11 protein-coding genes and 2 rRNA genes (1 of these 13 running past the window's edge) are annotated in these 19,610 nt (G+C 63.7%); 3 read left to right on the top strand and 10 right to left on the bottom strand.

Features of this window, described 5'->3' with window-relative positions:
• The first annotated feature begins 61 nt into the window (after window positions 1-61).
• Together dmeF and ACJA3S_RS21930 are read left to right on the top strand one after the other, a co-directional pair.
• Window positions 62-1,000 carry a CDF family Co(II)/Ni(II) efflux transporter DmeF gene (dmeF, locus tag ACJA3S_RS21925; RefSeq protein WP_406819984.1) on the top strand — a complete coding sequence of 313 codons (939 nt, stop codon included), beginning with the start codon at window positions 62-64 and terminating at the stop codon, window positions 998-1,000.
• A 96-nt stretch (window positions 1,001-1,096) separates the two neighbouring features.
• A complete protein-coding gene (locus tag ACJA3S_RS21930; protein WP_003258412.1) occupies window positions 1,097-1,441 on the top strand; it encodes a cupin domain-containing protein in 345 nt (114 codons plus the stop codon).
• 145 nt (window positions 1,442-1,586) lie between these two features.
• On the opposite strand, the gene mmsB is transcribed toward ACJA3S_RS21930, so the two are convergent.
• Window positions 1,587-2,474: a 3-hydroxyisobutyrate dehydrogenase gene (mmsB, locus tag ACJA3S_RS21935; protein WP_406819985.1), complete on the bottom strand. Its 888-nt coding sequence runs from the start codon at window positions 2,472-2,474 to the stop codon at window positions 1,587-1,589.
• A 10-nt stretch (window positions 2,475-2,484) separates the two neighbouring features.
• Window positions 2,485-4,011 carry a CoA-acylating methylmalonate-semialdehyde dehydrogenase gene (locus ACJA3S_RS21940; RefSeq protein WP_406819986.1) on the bottom strand — a complete coding sequence of 509 codons (1,527 nt, stop codon included), beginning with the start codon at window positions 4,009-4,011 and terminating at the stop codon, window positions 2,485-2,487.
• A gap of 132 nt (window positions 4,012-4,143) precedes the next feature.
• Between ACJA3S_RS21940 and ACJA3S_RS21945 the strand changes: the two genes are divergently transcribed.
• Window positions 4,144-5,094, top strand: coding sequence for a LysR family transcriptional regulator (locus ACJA3S_RS21945; RefSeq protein ID WP_170032673.1), 951 nt, complete (start codon window positions 4,144-4,146; stop codon window positions 5,092-5,094).
• Between the two features lie 120 nt (window positions 5,095-5,214).
• On the opposite strand, the gene ACJA3S_RS21950 is transcribed toward ACJA3S_RS21945, so the two are convergent.
• The 8 genes from ACJA3S_RS21950 to ACJA3S_RS21985 form a co-directional block, all read right to left on the bottom strand.
• Window positions 5,215-5,706: an OmpA family protein gene (locus ACJA3S_RS21950; protein WP_406819987.1), complete on the bottom strand. Its 492-nt coding sequence runs from the start codon at window positions 5,704-5,706 to the stop codon at window positions 5,215-5,217.
• Between the two features lie 4 nt (window positions 5,707-5,710).
• Window positions 5,711-6,967 (bottom strand): diguanylate cyclase domain-containing protein, encoded by a 1,257-nt coding sequence (locus tag ACJA3S_RS21955; protein WP_406819988.1) that lies wholly within the window; start codon window positions 6,965-6,967, stop codon window positions 5,711-5,713.
• A complete protein-coding gene (locus ACJA3S_RS21960) occupies window positions 6,964-7,530 on the bottom strand; it encodes a YfiR family protein (RefSeq protein WP_406819989.1) in 567 nt (188 codons plus the stop codon). The genes ACJA3S_RS21955 and ACJA3S_RS21960 overlap by 4 nt, the downstream gene beginning before the upstream one ends.
• Before the next feature lie 195 nt (window positions 7,531-7,725).
• Window positions 7,726-9,801 (bottom strand): exodeoxyribonuclease V subunit alpha, encoded by a 2,076-nt coding sequence (gene recD, locus ACJA3S_RS21965; protein ID WP_406819990.1) that lies wholly within the window; start codon window positions 9,799-9,801, stop codon window positions 7,726-7,728.
• Window positions 9,798-13,475: an exodeoxyribonuclease V subunit beta gene (gene recB / locus ACJA3S_RS21970; RefSeq protein ID WP_406819991.1), complete on the bottom strand. Its 3,678-nt coding sequence runs from the start codon at window positions 13,473-13,475 to the stop codon at window positions 9,798-9,800. The genes recD and recB overlap by 4 nt, the downstream gene beginning before the upstream one ends.
• Complete coding sequence (recC, locus tag ACJA3S_RS21975; protein WP_406819992.1) at window positions 13,472-16,954, bottom strand: exodeoxyribonuclease V subunit gamma; 3,483 nt, start codon at window positions 16,952-16,954, stop codon at window positions 13,472-13,474. The genes recB and recC overlap by 4 nt, the downstream gene beginning before the upstream one ends.
• A 238-nt stretch (window positions 16,955-17,192) precedes the next feature.
• Window positions 17,193-17,308, bottom strand: a 5S ribosomal RNA gene (rrf, locus tag ACJA3S_RS21980).
• 134 nt (window positions 17,309-17,442) lie between these two features.
• Window positions 17,443-19,610: ribosomal RNA gene (locus ACJA3S_RS21985) — 23S ribosomal RNA — on the bottom strand; it runs 724 nt beyond the window's last position.

Here is a 19,610-nt window from a genome sequence, read left to right on the forward strand (position 1 = left end):
CACCATGCTAGGTATACTGGGGTATAGTATATTTCTCGACATTCCGGAAGCATGATAAACCATGGCGACACAAACCTCAGACCGTTGGCAGCACAGCCACCAGTTCCATACCAGTAACCTGGGTGCCGAGCGCAAGACCCGCCTGGCCGTGTGGCTGACCGCCGTGATGATGGTGGCGGAAATTGCCGGCGGCTGGTTCTTCAACTCCATGGCATTGCTGGCCGACGGCTGGCACATGAGTTCCCATGCGCTGGCCCTGGGCCTGTCGTTGCTGGCCTACGCCGCTGCCCGGCGCTATGCCGGCGATCGGCGCTTTGCCTTCGGCACCTGGAAAATCGAGATTCTCGGCGGCTACTCCAGCGCCCTGCTGCTGCTTGGGGTGGCGGGGCTGATGGCCTTCCAGTCGGTCGAGCGCCTGCTGGCACCGGGGCCGATCCATTATGACCAGGCGATCTTCATCGCCGCCGTGGGCCTGGCGGTCAACCTGATCTGCGCCTGGCTGCTGCGGGACGATCACCATCATCATGATCATCACCATGGCCACGATCATCAGCACGACCACGGTCATCATCACCACGACCTGAACCTGCGCTCGGCCTACCTGCATGTGATCGCCGATGCCGCCACCTCGGTGCTGGCCATCGTCGCCCTGCTGGCTGGCAAGTTCTGGGGCGCCGGCTGGCTCGACCCGGTCATGGGCCTGCTGGGTGCGCTGCTGGTGGCGCTGTGGGCCCGGGGGTTGTTGCGCGACACCAGCCGGGTACTGCTGGACGCGGAGATGGACGCACCGTTGGTGGCGGAAATACGCGAAGTGGTGGCACAACTGCCGGTGCCGGCCAGCATTACCGACCTGCACGTGTGGCGGGTCGGCAAGGACCAGTACGCTTGCATCCTCGGCCTCGCCGCAACTTGCGAACTCAGCGCCGACAGCGTGCGCCAGGCGTTGGGCGTGCACGAGGAACTGGCGCATGTCACCGTCGAGGTCAACCGCCTGGCATAGCGCGACCAGACAGCTGGACGTCGAGCCCAGGCAACTGCGGCTCGGCCGATGGCCCTATGGTGACGAGTCATTCAGCCAGTCACCAGGAGTTGTGCCATGTCCGATTTCATCACCGTCCTGCGCGAAACCTGCCCGACACCGGTCGTGGACGCCACCAAGTGGAAGCGCATCGGCGGCGATCCGCACACCGTCAACCTCAACGCCTACCTGTCGGCCGACGGCAGCAAGATCATGGGCACCTGGATCTGCACCCCGGGCAAGTTCGAGGTCAACTACGAAAAGTGGGAGTTCTGCCACTTCCTCGACGGCTACTGCATCATCACCCCGGAAGGCGAAGAGCCGAAGCACCTCAAGGCAGGTGACGTGTTCGTGATCGAACCGGGGATGAAAGGCACCTGGGAAGTGGTCGAAACTGTGCGCAAGTATTTCGTCTTCGCCTGATTGGTAAACTGTCCGGGCCCAATCGCCGCAAGCCGACGATTGGGCCGGGACGGGCAAAAAAAAATCGCGGATCAGGCGCCCTTCCCTCTGGTGCGCAGTTACAGAGGGAAGGCCACCTGGCCCGCGATGAAGTCCACCTCGCTGGTCAATCTTTCTTGCGGTAACTCTCGACGATGGCCGAGAAATCCTTGCCCCCTTCACCGCGCAGGCTCATGGCCTGATACAGCTGCTGGGCCACGGCCCCGAGGATCACCGGCTGGTGCGCCTGGCGCGCCGCTTCGGTGGCCAGCCCCAGGTCCTTGAGCATCAGCTCGGCGCCAAAACCACCGGTATAGCCCCGCGATGCCGGCGCGGTTTCGATGATGCCGGGCCATGGGTTGTAAGTGTCCGAGCTCCAGCAACGCCCGGTCGAACTGTTGATGATGCCGGCCAGCACCTTGGTGTCGATGCCCAGCGCATTGCCCAGCGCCATGGCTTCGGACACACCGACCATCGAGATGCCCAGCAGCAGGTTGTTGCAGATCTTGGCGATCTGCCCGGTGCCGACTTCACCGCAATGCACGATGTTGCGGCCCATCTGCTCCAGTACCGGCTTGAGGGTGGCGAACAGCTCGGCGCTGGCACCGACCATGAAGGTCAGGGTGCCTGCCGCCGCGCCACCGGTGCCGCCGGATACCGGCGCATCGCCCATGTCCACGCCCTTGGCTGCAGCCGCCTTGGATACATCGCGTGCGGTTTGCGGGTCGATGGTGCTGCAGTCCACGGTTGGCGTGCCAGGACGGATACCGGCCAGCACGCCGTCTTCGTTCAGGTACACGCTGCGTACATGGGCAGCGGCCGGTAGCATGGTGATCACCAGCTCGCTATTGGCCGCCGCGTCCTTGGGCGAAGGGCTGACCTGCCCGCCCAGTTCGGCGAGCTCGGCCAGCACGGCCTTGTTCAGGTCGAACAGGTTCAGTTGGTGGCCAGCCTTGATCAGGTTGCGGGCCATCGGTGCGCCCATGTTGCCGAGGCCGATGAATGCGATACGCATGACGCTCTCCTTAACGCAGGCTGATGGTGGTGTTCACACCGTCGTTGAGGCTGTCGTCATCGAACCAGCGGGCGGTGACGGTCTTGGTCTGAGTGTAGAACTGCACCACTTGCTTGCCGTACGGGCCGAGGTCGCCGAGCTTGGAGCCACGGGAGCCGGTGAAGCTGAAGAACGGCACCGGTACCGGGATCGGAATGTTGATACCCACCTGGCCAATGTCGATTTCGCTCTGGAACTTGCGCGCGGCTGCGCCGCTCTGGGTGAACAGGCCGGTGCCGTTGCCGAACGGGTTGGCGTTGACCAGGGCGATGGCCTCGTCGAGGGTGTCGACCTCCAGGGTCACCAGCACCGGGCCGAAGATTTCCTGGGTGTAGATCTGCATGTCGGTCTTCACCCCCGAGAACAGGGTCGGGCCGACGAAGTTGCCTTGCTCATAACCCGGCACCTTGACGTCGCGGCCGTCGAGTTCCAGCTTGGCACCTTCCTTGATGCCGCTTTCGATCAGGCCCAGCACACGCTCCTTGGCACGCTTGGAAACCACCGGGCCGACATCGGTGCCTGGCTCGCAACCGGCATTGACCTTGAGCTTGCTGGCCGCTTCCTTGATGTCCGGCAGCCATTCGCGCGCCTTGCCGACCAGGACCGCCACCGAGGTGGCCATGCAGCGCTGGCCCGCCGCGCCGAAGGCGGCACCGACCAGGGCGTTGATGGTTTGGGTACGGTTGGCATCGGGCAGCACCACCGCGTGGTTCTTGGCGCCCATCATCGACTGCACGCGCTTGCCGTGCTGGCTGCCCAGGTTGTACACGTGGGTGCCCACTTCGGTGGAGCCGACGAAGGAAATCGCCTTGATGTCCGGGTGGGTGCAGATGGCATCCACCACTTGCTTGCCACCGTGCACCACGTTGAGCACGCCAGCCGGTACGCCGGCTTCCAGCGCCAGCTCGACCAACAGCATGGTCGACAGCGGGTCCTGCTCGGACGGCTTGAGCACGAAGGTGTTGCCGCAGACGATGGCCATCGGGAACATCCACAGCGGGATCATGGCCGGGAAGTTGAACGGGGTGATACCGGCGCATACACCGATGGGCTGGCGCAAGGTATAGGTATCGACGCCGCCAGCGACGTTTTCGGCGAATTCACCCATCTGCAGGGTACCGATCGAGGCGGCATGCTCGACCACTTCCAGGCCGCGGAAGATATCGCCTTCGGCATCGGCCAGGGTCTTGCCTTGTTCGGCACTGAGCACCTGGGCGATACGCTTGGTGTGTTCGCGGATCAGCGCCTGCAGCTTGAGCATGATGCGCATGCGTGCGCCAATCGGGGTATCGCGCCAGGTCTTGAAGGCACGCTGGGCAGCGGCCACGGCGGCGTCCACTTCCTCGGCGGTGGCGAACGGTACGCGCGCCAGCACTTCCTGGGTGGCCGGGTTGACGATATCGCGCCATTCAGAGGTCTTGGACTCGACCCACTGGCCGTCGATCAGCAGCTTGACCTGGTCGATTCTGGTCTGGTTAGGGGATTGCGGTGCGTTCATCTGCGTTCTCCTTGGAATTATTGTCGGGACGAGATCGCCAGCGCCGAGCAAACGCGAGGTGGCGTCCTGAGGCTTGTTTCGAGTATAGATGTGCAAACATCCAACAAGAACGCACAAAAAAACCGGATCATCATGCAAAAAGACCTCACATCCCTGAGCGCGCTCAACTGGGACGACCTGAAGTTCTTCCTCGAAGTGGCCCGTACCCGCAAGGCCAGTAGCGCCGCCAAGCGCCTGAGCGTCGACTACACCACGGTGTCGCGGCGCATCAGCTCGCTGGAGGGGGCGCTCGGCACCCTGCTGTTCGAGAAGTCGCGGACCAACGGCTTTGTCCTCACCGCCGAAGGCCAGCGCCTGCTGGGCTATGCCGAGTCGATCGAGAGCACGCTGCACATGGCCTGCGAACAGGTATCCGGGTCGGGCGTGGCGTTGTCCGGGCATGTGCGCATGGGCTGCACCGAAGGTTTCGGCAGTTTCTTCGTCACCCCGCAGCTGAGCCACTTCGTCGATGCCTACCCGGCAATCTCGGTGGACATACTGCCGCTGCCGCACTTCATCAGCCTGTCCAAGCGCGAGGCGGACATCGTCATTGCCCTGGAGCGCCCGGAGCATGGGCCGTACGTGTGCTGCAAGCTGTGCGACTACCGCTTGCGGCTGTACGCCACCCGGGAATACCTCGACAACCACGCCCCCATCCGCCAGATCGCAGACCTGGCCAGGCACCCGTTCATCAGCTACGTGGACGACCTGGCGTTCAGTTCGGAGCTGCTGTACCTGGCCAACCTGATACCCAGCGCCAGCGCGCATTTGCGCAGTACCAGCGTGATTGCCCAGTACACGGCGGCGCTGCAAGGGCGAGGGCTGGCGATATTGCCCTGCTTCCTGGCCGCGCAGGATCCACGGCTGGTGACGGTACTGCCGGAAGAAATCGAGGTGACACGGCAATTCTGGATGTACTGCCGGGAGGATTTGCGCAAGTTGAAGCGGATTACCCTGCTGTGGGATTACATCCGCGGGGTAACCGAGGCGAATGCGCCGTTGTTGATGGGCGAGACACGCGAGATGCGCTTTGCTCAGGAGTGAGCATGCTTGGGCGCATCATCGATAGTGTGGGAGCAGGCTTGCCCGCGAACAACGGCGAAGCCGGTGCCAGGCACCCTGTAGCCCGCTCTCGCAAGCAGGTCTGTAACCGCAGGGCGGGAATCAGTAGGAAGCCACGACGATAGACACCCGCCGGTTCTCGGTACGCCCGGCGCTGGTGCGGTTGTCCGCCACCGGCTGGCTGCTGCCCAAGCCGCGGCTGTGGATATCCTGCGCCGGCATGCCTACCGCGACCAACGCTTGGGCCACGCTTTGCGCACGCCGCTCGGACAACTGCTGGTTGTATGCTGCCTTGCCCGACGCGTCGGCATGCCCGTCCACCCGCACGCCCTGGATGCCAACGCCGAGCAATGCCTTGCCGATACGTTCGACAATCGCCTGGCTCTGGCTGTTGAGGCTGTCCAGGTCGCTGCCGAACAGCACCTTGCCCGACAAGTCATAGGCCCACCCTTCATCGGTAGGGGTAAAGCCTTCGCGCTTGAGCACAGCGATCTGTTCGGCGCTCAGGCCTTTGGGCGGCGCGCTCTGGCAGCCAGCCAAGGCCAGCAGCGCCAGCACCAAGGCCCATAGGGGGAAACGCAAAGCCTGCTTCACGGGTTCAACTCCTGTTGTTGATTTCCATCTGTGCTACCTGCCAGTGCCCGCGGCGATTGCGCTTGGCCTGGTACATCGCCGCGTCAGCGGCATTCAGAAGGCTGGCGGGATCGCTGCCGTCATCCGGGTAATAGGCGATACCGACACTCAACGAGGTGGCGATACTGCGGCCGCTGTCCAGTTGCACCGGCAGCTTCATGCTGGCAACGATCTTCTCGGCAACGCGCTCGGCATCCTGGCGCGAATGCAAAGGCGTCAGCAGCACGGCGAACTCGTCGCCGCCCAGGCGCGCCACCAGGTCGTGCTCACGCAACTGGGCGCGCACACGGTCGGCCACGCTGATCAGCACTTCATCGCCCACGGCATGGCCGAGGGTATCGTTGATCTGCTTGAAGTGGTCACTGTCGAGAAACAGCAGCGCCAGGTGCTCCTGCTGCCGCTCGGCATTGCGCAGGCTGCGGGTCAGGCGCCCCTCGAAAAAGGCGCGGTTGGGCAGGCCGGTCAAGCTGTCATGGCTGGCCTGGTGGGCCAGCGTCTGGTTTTCGTTCTGCAGGTGGCTGTGCCACACCTCCAGTTCGTCGAGCAGGGCGTTGAAGTCATTGCCCAGTTCATTGAGCTCGGCAATCGCGGCTTCCGGTACACGCCGATCGAAGCTGCGCTCGCGGCGGGCGGCATGGGCGACACTGGCCAGGCCGCGCAACGGGCGGACGATATCACCGAGCAAACGCCGCGACAGGTGTTGCGCAGCCAAGGCGCTGAGCAGCGTACAGAACAGGATGCCGGCCAACCCACTGAGCAGGAACAGCAACAGGCTACGCCCCTGGCCGACCAGCTCGATGCGCCCGACCTGCCGCTGCTGGTGGGTGATCGGCAGGTTGACCGGTTCATCCAGCAAGGCGCTGGCAACCTGCCCTTCCAGCTGCGCGAGCAAGCCGCTATCGCTGCGCTGCCAATGCGCCAGTTGCTGGCCTTCGTTGTCGAATACCTTGGCTTCGGCCACTTCCTCGGCGCTGGCAATCAGCGCCAGCGCTTCGTTGGCCGCAGCGCCGTCGTCGAACACCACTGCCGCTTCCACGGTGTAGCTGATCGAGCGGGCGATCAGGTGCAGGTTGTGGTTGGCGTACACGCGCAGGGCGAGCACGCCCAGCAGGGTCAGGGAAATACCTGCCAGGCCTACAGCAAGCAAGGCGACGCTCAGGTGGCCACGGCCGAGTACCGAGCGCAGGGTCGGGCGTGCGCCGCGCTGGTGTAGCCGCTTCATGGCTGCACCGCCCGGCGCTGCGATAACTGCAGCACGCTGGGATGAATGCGCACGCCGGAACGTGCCACCGAGTCGAGGTTGACCTCGAAGGCCACTTGCCGGTCGCTGACCCGCAGGCAGAACAGGCTGCCGACCGTGCACGGGTCGTCCGCTTCGCTGATGCTCAGTACCGGGTGGCCGCTGACGCGCTCGAACAGGCGGTCACGCTGGCCCTGGTCGAGCTTGCCGATATAGATGGCATCGCAGGCCTGGGCAACCTGGCTGTCCGTCGCCAGCAGGCGCCGCACCAGCAGCGGCTGGCCAGATTCCTGGGCGTGGCCTTTGATCAGGTCATCGGCGTACTCGGTCGGGCCGAGCAGGCACAGCCGCAAGGGTGACGGCTCCACGGGCCAGCGGGCATAGCTGAAGATGCCGAGCACGACCTGGGTGACGGCTTTGGCGCGTTGCTGCGCCTGGGCGACGGTTGTTGCGGTGTCCGCCCGGGCAGGACCTGCTGCAAGGAACAGGGCGGCCAGCAATAGCGAAAGCACACAGCTTGTCACTCGCCTTGCGGCCAGCTTCATGCGGGAAATCTCTCAGGATCCTATCGGATTACGGCGCAACGATAGCATATGGCCGCATCCTGTGTAGGAGCGGCCTTGTGTCGCGAAAGGGCGGCAAAGCCGCCCCCGCGATAGCTCTGGCGCTGCCGAAAGCGGGGGCCGCTTTGCGGCCCTTTCGCGACACGAGGCCGCTCCTACAGGGGAACGCGTAAGGTTTCAGACCTGTTCCAGCATCAACCCGGAAATACGCCGTACCTTGCGCGCCACCGCTTCTTCGAAAATGCCCTGGCGGGGTTCGACCAGGCTGAAGCAGTGCTTGGCACGGGTGATACCGGTGTATACCAGTTCCTTGGTCAGCACCGGGTTCAGCGCATCCGGCAGCACCAGGGCGGTATGACCGAACTCCGAGCCCTGCGACTTGTGCACGGTCATGGCGAATACCGTCTCCACCTCGTTCAACCGGCTGGGCAGGACGAAGCGTACCCCGCCACTGCCGTCGTTACGCGGGAAGGCCACGCGCAGCAGGGGCTCGCCGCGCTCGTCGGGCAGGCGCAGCGCAATACCGATGTCACCGTTCATCAGGCCCAGGCCGTAATCGTTGCGCGTCACCAGCACCGGGCGCCCTTCGTACCAGGGCTGCTGGCTGTCGATCAACCCGGCATTGTGCAGCACCCGCGCCACCCGCTCGTTGAGGCCTTCGACACCCCAGGCCCCGCGGCGCACCGCGCACAGTAGCTGGAAGTCCTCGAAGCTGTGCAGCACTCGGCCTGCCCATTGCTCCCATGCAGGGTCATCAAAGGCGGTATCCAGCGCCGGACGGTAACGCCCGAGGGTGCGCAGGTAGCTGCGGTAACCTTGCGGGCCATCGCTGCCACGGTCGAGGCCATCGAGCAGCAGGCGGTCGAAGGCGCGGTCGTGCTCTTGCTTCAGGGCCAGGCTGTGCACGTCAGGTGGCGGCGTGGCCAGCAGGTTACGCGCCGCGTACGCCTCCTGGCGGTTGACCAGCCGCGCCAGCTGGCCAATGCCGCTGCCCTCGCCGAAACGCCGCGAGAAGCGCAACATCACCACTTGCTGGGCCAGCGGGTGGCGCTGCTCGTCACCGGTGTTGAGGCCGCTGCCGGCCAGCGACTCGCCACCGACCTGCTCCAACCATGCCTGGGTCGCCGGCGAGTAACAGCCGTCTTCGGCGTCACGGCACAGGTCGCCGAGTACCGCGCCGGCTTCGACCGAGGCCAGCTGGTCCTTGTCACCCAGCAGCACCAGGCGCGCCCGTGGCGGCAGGGCATCGAGCAGGTTGGCCATCATTTCCAGGTCGATCATCGAGGCTTCGTCGACCACCAGCACGTCCAACGGCAACGGGTTGCCGGAATGGTGACGGAAGTGTCGCGAGCCGGGTCGGCTGCCGAGCAGGCGGTGCACGGTGCTGACCTCGGTAGGGATCTGCCCGCGCACCTCGGCGCTGACCTGCAGGCGCTCGACTTGCTGGCCGATGGATTCGGTCAGGCGCGCGGCCGCCTTGCCGGTCGGCGCGGCCAGGCGAATGCGCAGTGGCCTGCCCTGCTCCACCGCCGGCGCCTGCAGCAAGGCCAACAGGCGTACCACGGTGGTCGTCTTGCCGGTACCGGGGCCGCCGGTGATGATGCTGAAGCCGGCGCGGGTGGCCAGGGCGCAGGCGAGTTTCTGCCAGTCGACCTGGCCTGCCGGCGCGCCCCCATCGAACAGTTGCGCCAGGCGGCCGGGCAGGTCGGCCGGTGCAGCTTCAGCCTGGGTCAGGCGCTGGCGCAGGATATGGTCGATGCGCCGCTCGTAATGCCAGTAGCGGCGCAGGTACAGGCGCTCGCCGCTGAGCACCAGCGGTCGCGCTTGCTGCCCTGGGGTATCGCCGGCAGCCACCAGCGCGCTGGCGGCAATCCGTTGGCGCCAGGCGTGCAGGTCGAGGTTGGCCAACAATTGCGAGGGCAGCAGCAAGGGGCCGGTCAAGGCATCGCCTTCGGGCGGCAACGACAGCGCAAAGTCAGGCTCTGCCAAGGTTTGCTGCAGGTCGAGGCAGACATGGCCATGGCCCAGCTGGTGGCTGGCCAGGGCGGCAGCCAGCAACAGCAAGGGATCGCTGCCGGGGGCGCGTTCTTCCAGGAACGACACGAATGCGCGGTCCAGGGCCCGCAACCAGCCGCGCTCCACCCAACGGTCGAGCAGTTGTAGCAGGTCAGCGCTGTCGTGTCGTGGCTTCAGGGCCAGCAAATGCTCAGCCTGCAGAGGGGTTGGCAACAGGTCGACGAGGCTGCGGCTCATATCATGGCTCCGGCAAACAGGTCCTGCTGCATGGGTGGGTGCTCGCCGCGGAACAGCGCATCGAGGCTTTCGATCAGCTCACGCGGCGGCTTGCTGTGATACACGCCGTGGCCGCTGCTGCTGGCACCGCGCAGGAAGATGAACAGGGCGCCGCCGACATGGCGGTCGTAGTCATAATCGGGCAGGCGTGCGCGCAACTGGCGATGCAGGGCCAGCACGTACAACACGTACTGCAGGTCGTAACGGTGTTCGAGAATGGCTTTTTCCATGGCCGGGCCATCGTAGGCCTGGATGTCCGGGCCCAGCCAGTTGGACTTGTAATCGGCCACGTAGTAGCGCCCATCCTGCTCGAACGCCAAGTCAATGAAGCCTTTGAACATGCCGTTGAGCAAGGTTGGTTGCGCCGCCGGGCGCGCCAGCCCGGGGTGGGTATGCCGAGCCACCAGGCGGTCGAGCTGTTCGGCATCGACCTGACGGCTGGCGAACCAGAACTCCATTTCAACCTGATAGTGGCGCAACTGCCCAAGGGTCACGCTCATGTCCTTGCCTGCCAACGGCAGCGCCTCGCCCAGCAGGCGTTGCAGCCATTGGCTGAGGGTGGTGATCCAGCCGGTCCAGTCACGCCGGTTGCAGCGCTGGCCGACGGTTTCCTTGATCAGCTGCGGGTTGCCACTCACCTGTTCGAAGCCCTCACGGCCTGCCCATTCCAGCAAGCCGTGGAGGAAGGTGCCGGGGTTGGGCCCACGCGGGAAGCGGTGGATATCGCCACTGTCGGCCGGGACCTCGCGCAAGATCTGCGTATCAGCCCTTTCATCGTCGAACAACTGCTGCGCCTGCGAACTGTCGGCGCCGAGCGCCTGCTCACCGATGCGCAGGGCGCTGTACGAAGCGATCCACCAGTGCTCGGCCGCCGCGCGGCGCGGCTTGCGGGCCGGCAGCAGCTCCCGCGCGGCATGCGGCATGCGATACAGCTGCTGGTCCGCCTGCGGCAGGCCTGGGCAGCTGATGTGCGGGCTGCTTGCCGCCAGGGCCTGCAACCAGTTCCCCAGTTGTTCCGAGCCCGGCAAGGCGAGGCCGCCACCGAGCAGGTAGCCGAACGCCGAACGGTGCAACTGCGAGCTCTTCTGGTTACCGCGCTTGAGGTCGGCAACACCCAGCCAGCAGGCATGCTGGGCACGGGTCAGGGCCACGTAGAGCAGGCGCAGGTCCTCGGCCAGGCGCTCGTCATCGGCGCGCTCGATCTGGTCCGGGTCCGGTGTGAGGGTGAGATGAGCGTTACCCAGGCTGTCATGCCAGGCCAGCGGCAGACGGCTGCCGTCGACCGGTTTGCTGGTGCAGATGAACGGCAGGTAGACCAACGGGTATTCCAGTCCCTTGGACTTGTGAATGGTCACCACCTTGACCAGTTGCTCGTCGCTCTCCAGGCGCAGGATCTGCTCCTCGCCGGCCTGGCCGGAACTGGCCAGGTGCTCGGCCAGATGGCGGATAAGCGCCTGTTCGCCGTCCAGTTCGCCAGCGGCCTGCTGCAGCAGCTCGGCCAGGTGCAGCAGGTTGGTCAGCACCCGCTCGCCATCACTGCGGCGGATCAGCATTCGCGGTAGCTGGAAGTCATGCAGCAGGTGCCGCAGCATTGGCAGCACGCCCTGGCGCTGCCAGATATCGCGGTAACGGCGAAAACGCATGACCCAGTCTTCCCAGACGCGCTCGTCCTGGTTCAGCCGGTCCAGCGCCGCCAGCGACAGGTTGAGGGTCAGGCTGGCCAGGGCGGCCTTGAGCAGGCGTTCCGAATCGGGCTCGGCGCAGGCTTTCAGCCAGGCCAGCAGGTCGTGCGCTTCCTGGGCGGCGAATACCGAGTCCTTGTCGGACAGGTAGACGCTGCGCACTTCGCGCGCGGCCAGCTCGGCACGGACCATTTGCGCCTCGTGCCCATCACGGACCAGGATGGCAATGTCGGAAGGCAGGCACGGGCGCAATTCGCCCTCGGCATTGCGGAAACCTGCGCTGCCCTGCTGGCCGCCATTGAGCAGGGCGACGATGTGGCTGGCGCAACTGGCGGCGAGTTGCTGGCGGTAGGCGGCGCTGGAGACCGGCTCATCGCTTTCCAACTGCCAACATTGCAGGGCTGCACAGGGCCCACCGTCAATCAGGAGTTGCTCGCCCCGGCCTTTGGCACGAACCTCGATGAACGGCAGCGGGTTGTCATCAGCCTCGCGGAACAGGAATGCCCCGCGCCCCGTTTCACGCGCCTCGGCCTGCAGGAACAGCTGGTTGACCGCCGCAACCATGGCCTTGCTGGAGCGGTAGTTGGTGTCCAGGCTGTGCAGCCGGCCGCGGGTGGCGCGGCGCGCAGCAAGGTAGGTGTAGATGTCGGCGCCACGGAAGGCGTAGATCGCCTGCTTGGGGTCGCCGATCATGAATAGCCCGGTCTGGGCACGGTTCTCGCTGATCCGGTAGATACGCTCGAAGATGCCGTACTGGACCGGGTCGGTGTCCTGGAATTCGTCGATCAGGGCGACCGGGAACTGTTCGCGGATCAGCCCGGCCAGGCGCTCGCCGGCGTCGCTGGCCAGGGCCTGCTGCAGGCGTAGGAGCATGTCGTCGAAGCCCATTTCGGCACGCCGCCGTTTTTCCACTTCGAAGCGTGCCGATACCCAGCTGGCGGCGTGCTCGAGCAAGGGCGCCTCCGGGCTGTCCAGGGCTTGCAACTGTTGCTGCAGGGCCTGCATGGCATCGAGGGCCGGGTGGACGGGTGGCTCACCGGACTTCCACGCGTCCAGCATGCCCGCCGGCGTCAGGCGGCTGAAGCCGCTGCCCAGCTCCAGCTCGACCAGCTGCTCGTCAGCAGCCCAGGCGCCCAGTTTGTCGCACCAGGAATCAAAATACTGCGCACGCATCTTGCGGCCATCGACCTGCTTGGCAGCCACCGCAGCATGGCAGATCTGCCGCAGCTCCTCCGCCCATTGCGCCCATGGCGCCTTGAGCCGGGCCAACTGCTTGCCACGCTGCTGCAGCGACGCCTGGATCAGCGCCGCCGGTTCCAGCCCTTCCTGCTGGGCGCGCACCCGGCCGAACAGCGGGCGGATGCGCGGCAGCAAGGCGTCAGGGCTGCCCCAGTGGTTGCGCACCCAGGCCAGCGCATCGCCCTGCATGCCATAGCAGAAGCGTCGCCAGTAATCGCGCACCACTTGCGCCAGCAAATCGCTGTGGTCGGTTTCCAGGGTCTGGGTGAACAGGCTGCCGCTGTCGAAGGCGTGCTCGCGGAGCATGCGCTGGCACCAGCCGTGGATGGTCGACACGGCAGCCTCGTCCATCCATTGCACGGCGATTTCCAGGCGCCCGGCACAGCGCGGCCAGGCCTCCTCCGGGTAGTCATCACGCAGCTGATGCAACAACGGATCAGCGCCTTGCAGCTCACCACGGAAGAACCGCGCGGCTTCCGCCAGGCGGGCGCGGATGCGCTCGCGCAGCTCTTTGGTCGCGGCGTCGGTGAAGGTCACCACCAGGATCTGCGGTGGCAGCAGCTCGCGATCGAAGCCCTGCTCGCCGCCATGACCGAGGATCAGGCGCAAGTACAGCGCCGAAATGGTGAAGGTCTTGCCCGTGCCGGCGCTGGCCTCGATCAGCTGGCTGCCATGCAGGGGGAAACTCAGTGCCAGCGGACGGTCCTGGGTCATGCGCCTTTCTCCGGGTTGCCCAGGGTCTGCCAAGGGGCATCGAACAGCGGGCGGTACAACGTTTCGCACCAGCCTTCGAAGGTTTCATCGGCGGTGAGCGCGGCAAAGTCGCGGAACTGGCGGGCCAGGGCGACGCTTTCACTGCGTTCGCCGAAGCTGGTGCGCCCGTCGCCTTCGTAGGCGCGGGTTGCGGCGGCCAGGGCTTTGTCGCTGTCGTCCTGGGCCAGCCAGGCGAACGCGGTCTTGGCCGCGACCGGCAACGGCGCGTTCATCGCCGCCTGACGGGCCACCAGCAAGTCACCCAGCAGTTGCGCCGCCTGCGCCTGCGGCAATGGCGCAAGCAGCAGGGTCAAGTCACTGGCCACCAGTGCGCTGTGATAGGGATAGCCCGCCGCGCAGGCTGCCAGGTGGGTGACCCAGGGCACGATCAGGCGGTGCCACTTGAGGGCATTGCGCCCCGCACTGATGGTATTGGGCACGGTCGAGATGCTCAGCAGGCTCTGGTCATCCGCCTGGAACACCCGGCCCAGCCAGCCTTCGAGGCGATGCTGGCCATGTTCGAAATGCACCGGTAACGCGCCCTCGACCAGGTGCGGCCAACGCTGCAACAACTGGCGGTGGCGTTGCAGCAGGTCTGGCAGCGGCTCGATCAGCTCGCGCTGCAACAACTCGCCGAAGCCCGCCAGTGGCAACAGGCCACAGGCTTGCAGGCGCCGGGCCTGCGCCTGCAGGGCCTGTTCGGCATTGTCCGGCTCGGCCAGCGCGGCACCGAGCAGGCTTTCGCTGGCACCGTAGCGTTGCAGGGCATCGAGAACGAAGGGTTCTTCGTCCGGGGTCGGTGCCTCCAGTGCTTCGAAGTACACCTTCAAGCGCTGACTGAAGAAATGCCGCACCGGGTGGCGCAGGAAGTCACCCACCATGGGCAGGCTCAGCGCTTCATCGTTCTGATAGGGCGGCAGCCCGGGGTGGTCCTGCTGGTCTTCCTGCTCCTGCTGGTGCAGCCCCTGCCATTCATGGGCAAAGCTGAACAGTGGGCTGTCTTTTTCGAAGTAGCGCGGGCTGAACGGTTGCAACGGGTGCTCCTGGGTCAGGGCATGCAGCAGTTGCTCGCCTGGCTCAGCTGGCTGCCCCTGCTGGGCATTGGCCAGCTGCCAGCCGGCCGCGAGGTGGTCACGCAGCTGGCCGATCAGTACCGAGGCCGGGCGCTCGCTATTGTCACGGATACTACGCCCGACCCAACTGACATAGAGCTGGTCGCGTGCCGAGAGCAGCGCCTCCAGCAGCAGGTAACGGTCATCCTCGCGACGCGAGCGGTCACCTGGGCGGTAGTCACTGGCCATCAGGTCAAAGTCCAGCGGTTGCTGGGCACGCGGGTAGTCGCCATCGTTCATGCCCAACAGGCAGACCACCCGGAACGGGATGGCGCGCATCGGCATCAGGGTGCAGAAGTTCACCGAGCCGGCGAGGAAGCGCTGGGACAACTTGCCCTGGTCAAGGCCCGACAGCCAGGCTTCGCGTACGACGGTCAACGGCAGCGGGTCTTGCAGGCCAACGGCCTCGCATACCTCAAGCCAGCCGTCGCGCAGATCCTGCAATTGCATCAGCAGAAACTCGTCACGCTCGCCCTCAGCCAAGAAGAATACCTGCAACAAGGCATGCAGGCGCTCCCCCCACTGACTGACCGTGGCAGGTTCGGACAAGGCCTGGCAGGCCACGTCGAGAGCTTCCAGCAAGGCGGCCAGCGGGCCGATCAGAGCCGCATCCAGGCCGCCGATTTCATCGTAGGGTTCGATATCGTCGCAGGCTTCGCCCACACCCACTGCATATCCCAACAACATCCGTCGCAGGCCGAACCGCCAGCTGTTCTGTTCCAGCCCGGCGGGTAACCCGAGGCTGGCCCGCTGCTCGCCATCGAGGCCCCAGCGGATGCCGGCGCCCTCGATCCAGCGGTGCAGCGTGGGCAGGTCGCTTTCGCGGATACCGAAACGGGCGCGCACTGCCGGCACGTCCAGCAGGTCCAGCACTTCACTGACCGCGAAGCGGCTGTCCGGCAGCTTGAGCAGGTGTTCGAGCGCAATCAGCAACGGCTCGCGGCCGCGCTGGCCCTGGTCGGTCAGGGTAAACGGGATGTAGCGCGGGTCGTTGCGCTGCAACTGGCCGAAAACGGCGCGGATATGCGGTGCGTAGGTATCGATGGCCGGCAGCATGACGATGACGTCACGAGGGCGCAGGCTGGGGTCGGCACTGAAGCGGGCCAGCAACTGGTCATGCAGTATCTCCACTTCACGCTGCGGGCTGTGGGCAATGTGGAAGCGGATCGAGCGATCCTGCGTCGGGTCAACTGGCGGCCACAGCTCGCGGGTTTCGGCGAGCGGACGCAGTTCGAGGATGTCGTCCTGCAACTGGTTGAGCAACGTGGCAGGCGAGCCGTCGCTGAACAGGTCGATGCGGCCATCGCTGAACACGCCTTGGTAACTGGCAGGGTCATCGTAACTGTCGAGCAGGTTGATGTAGTCGCGGCCTTGTTTGCCCCAGGCGGCCAGCAGCGGGTGGGCATGTTGATGCAGCGACTGGTCGTCCAGTTGCAGGGGCATGCCTTGCTTGCGCTGCTGGCGCTTGTACTGATGCCGCAGCAGGTCCTTGTCGGCAACGATATCGGCCCAGTGGTGGCGACACGGGTTGTGCACGCACAGCAGCACTTGGCTGAAGCGTGCCAGGCCGGCGAGTGCTTCCAGGGCCTGGGCTGGCAACGAGGAAATGCCGAACACGATGACCCGGGGCGGTAGCCCCGGCGGTGCCTGTTCCAGGCTGCTGATGCGTTCGATGAAACGCTGATGGACGCCGGCACGGCTCTGCGCCATGCCCTGCTCGCCGACATCTTCCAGCAATGCCCGCCATAGTTCGGCTTGCCAGCGGTTCCCCGGGGGCAGTGGTTTGCGCTCGCCACGGGCGGTGTTGAGGATGTGTTCACCGGCAGCCCAGTCCTTGAGCCAGTCAGCGCGGTACACCTGGTACTGGTCGAACAGGTCGGCCAGGCGCTCGGCGAGCTGATAGCGCTTGCGCAAGTCACTGTCGTCGGTAAGGAAGCGCCGCAAAGGCTCGAAATGCGGGCGCTCGATCAAGGCCGGGAGCAGACGCATCAGGCGCCAGGTCAGTGGTGCCTTGTCGAGCAGGGAAACCTGGGGAATTTCGTCGCGCCCCAGCACGCTGCGGTACAGCTGCCACATGAAGCTGCCTGGTAGTTGCACGTCGATGGCAGCAGCGATGCCGCAGCCGCCAAGGTCATCTTCCAGTGGATCTTCAGCCAGGGCCAGTTTGAGCCATTGGGCGATGCCATTGCTTTGTACCAGGGCGATTTCGTTTTCCAGCGGTGCCAGGGGATAACGGCGCATCCAACTCACCACCAGACTGCGCAGGTCGTCGAGGCGGTTGCCATGGACGATCATGAAGCCGGGGTGAAGGTGGGTGGTGCTGGGCATCGACAGGTCTCTGCAAGGTGCTGGTGGCTGAGGGGGAACGATATCATGCGAACAGTGTAGGAGCGGCTTCAGCCGCGAAACAGGCGACGCGGTTTGCCGGGTAGTTCGGGGTTGCAGGGTGTTGGCCGCTGCGCGGCCGATCGCGACGCAAGGCCGCGCCTACAGGGACGCGCTTGTTTTGCCAGCGCAAAGACAAAACCCCTACCTGCATGCGCAGATAGGGGTTTTGCGAAATGAATCTTGACGATGACCTACTCTCACATGGGGAAGCCCCACACTACCATCGGCGATGCATCGTTTCACTGCTGAGTTCGGGATGGGATCAGGTGGTTCCAATGCTCTATGGTCGTCAAGAAATTCTGTTGCCAGAAGGTCTTGGTAGACACTCCAGCGAATTCGGATATGTGATGTTCGTGGTTCGTTGCGAACTTTCGGTTCGTATCATCTTCACCACCGCAATCTGCGTCAGCAAATTGCTTGGGTGTTATATGGTCAAGCCTCACGGGCAATTAGTATTGGTTAGCTCAACGCCTCACAGCGCTTACACACCCAACCTATCAACGTCGTAGTCTTCGACGGCCCTTCAGGGAACTCAAGGTTCCAGTGAGATCTCATCTTGAGGCAAGTTTCCCGCTTAGATGCTTTCAGCGGTTATCTCTTCCGAACATAGCTACCCGGCAATGCCACTGGCGTGACAACCGGAACACCAGAGGTTCGTCCACTCCGGTCCTCTCGTACTAGGAGCAGCCCCTCTCAAATCTCAAACGTCCACGGCAGATAGGGACCGAACTGTCTCACGACGTTCTAAACCCAGCTCGCGTACCACTTTAAATGGCGAACAGCCATACCCTTGGGACCGGCTTCAGCCCCAGGATGTGATGAGCCGACATCGAGGTGCCAAACACCGCCGTCGATATGAACTCTTGGGCGGTATCAGCCTGTTATCCCCGGAGTACCTTTTATCCGTTGAGCGATGGCCCTTCCATACAGAACCACCGGATCACTAAGACCTACTTTCGTACCTGCTCGACGTGTTTGTCTCGCAGTCAAGCGCGCTTTTGCCTTTATACTCTACGACCGATTTCCGACCGGTCTGAGCGCACCTTCGTACTCCTCCGTTACTCTTTGGGAGGAGACCGCCCCAGTCAAACTACCCACCATACACTGTCCTCGATCCGGATAACGGACCTGAGTTAGAACCTCAAAGTTGCCAGGGTGGTATTTCAAGGATGGCTCCATGAGAACTGGCGTCCCCACTTCAAAGCCTCCCACCTATCCTACACAAGCAAATTCAAAGTCCAGTGCAAAGCTATAGTAAAGGTTCACGGGGTCTTTCCGTCTAGCCGCGGATACACTGCATCTTCACAGCGATTTCAATTTCACTGAGTCTCGGGTGGAGACAGCGCCGCCATCGTTACGCCATTCGTGCAGGTCGGAACTTACCCGACAAGGAATTTCGCTACCTTAGGACCGTTATAGTTACGGCCGCCGTTTACCGGGGCTTCGATCAAGAGCTTCGCTTGCGCTAACCCCATCAATTAACCTTCCGGCACCGGGCAGGCGTCACACCCTATACGTCCACTTTCGTGTTTGCAGAGTGCTGTGTTTTTAATAAACAGTCGCAGCGGCCTGGTATCTTCGACCGGCATGGGCTTACGGAGCAAGTCCTTCACCCTCGCCGGCGCACCTTCTCCCGAAGTTACGGTGCCATTTTGCCTAGTTCCTTCACCCGAGTTCTCTCAAGCGCCTTGGTATTCTCTACCTAACCACCTGTGTCGGTTTGGGGTACGGTTCCCAGTTATCTGAAGCTTAGGAGCTTTTCTTGGAAGCATGGTATCAACCACTTCGTCGCCTAAAGGCAACTCGTCATCAGCTCTCGGCCTTGAAATCCCGGATTTGCCTAAGATTCCAGCCTACCACCTTAAACCTGGACAACCAACGCCAGGCTGGCCTAACCTTCTCCGTCCCTCCATCGCAATAACTGGAAGTACAGGAATATTAACCTGTTTTCCATCGACTACGCTTTTCAGCCTCGCCTTAGGGACCGACTAACCCTGCGTCGATTAACGTTGCGCAGGAAACCTTGGTCTTTCGGCGTGCGAGTTTTTCACTCGCATTGTCGTTACTCATGTCAGCATTCGCACTTCTGATACCTCCAGCAAGCTTCTCAACTCACCTTCACAGGCTTACAGAACGCTCCTCTACCGCGTCATCAAAGATGACACCCGTAGCTTCGGTGCATGGTTTGAGCCCCGTTACATCTTCCGCGCAGGCCGACTCGACTAGTGAGCTATTACGCTTTCTTTAAAGGGTGGCTGCTTCTAAGCCAACCTCCTAGCTGTCTAAGCCTTCCCACATCGTTTCCCACTTAACCATGACTTTGGGACCTTAGCTGACGGTCTGGGTTGTTTCCCTTTTCACGACGGACGTTAGCACCCGCCGTGTGTCTCCCATGCTCGGCACTTCCAGGTATTCGGAGTTTGCATCGGTTTGGTAAGTCGGGATGACCCCCTAGCCGAAACAGTGCTCTACCCCCTGGAGTGATACATGAGGCGCTACCTAAATAGCTTTCGAGGAGAACCAGCTATCTCCGAGCTTGATTAGCCTTTCACTCCGATCCACAGGTCATCCGCTAACTTTTCAACGGTAGTCGGTT

The sequence above is a fragment of the Pseudomonas sp. KnCO4 genome (assembly GCF_045344305.1).
Classification (GTDB): Bacteria; Pseudomonadota; Gammaproteobacteria; order Pseudomonadales; family Pseudomonadaceae; genus Aquipseudomonas; species Aquipseudomonas anuradhapurensis.

Coding starts and splice junctions, on each gene's coding strand:
- dmeF (WP_406819984.1), top strand. CDS start 62: ATGGCGACACAAACCTCAGACCGTTGGCAGCACAGCCACCAGTTCCAT.
- ACJA3S_RS21930 (WP_003258412.1), top strand. CDS start 1,097: ATGTCCGATTTCATCACCGTCCTGCGCGAAACCTGCCCGACACCGGTC.
- mmsB (WP_406819985.1), bottom strand. CDS start 2,474: ATGCGTATCGCATTCATCGGCCTCGGCAACATGGGCGCACCGATGGCC.
- ACJA3S_RS21940 (WP_406819986.1), bottom strand. CDS start 4,011: ATGAACGCACCGCAATCCCCTAACCAGACCAGAATCGACCAGGTCAAG.
- ACJA3S_RS21945 (WP_170032673.1), top strand. CDS start 4,144: ATGCAAAAAGACCTCACATCCCTGAGCGCGCTCAACTGGGACGACCTG.
- ACJA3S_RS21955 (WP_406819988.1), bottom strand. CDS start 6,967: ATGAAGCGGCTACACCAGCGCGGCGCACGCCCGACCCTGCGCTCGGTA.
- ACJA3S_RS21960 (WP_406819989.1), bottom strand. CDS start 7,530: ATGAAGCTGGCCGCAAGGCGAGTGACAAGCTGTGTGCTTTCGCTATTG.
- recD (WP_406819990.1), bottom strand. CDS start 9,801: ATGAGCCGCAGCCTCGTCGACCTGTTGCCAACCCCTCTGCAGGCTGAG.
- recB (WP_406819991.1), bottom strand. CDS start 13,475: ATGACCCAGGACCGTCCGCTGGCACTGAGTTTCCCCCTGCATGGCAGC.
- recC (WP_406819992.1), bottom strand. CDS start 16,954: ATGCCCAGCACCACCCACCTTCACCCCGGCTTCATGATCGTCCATGGC.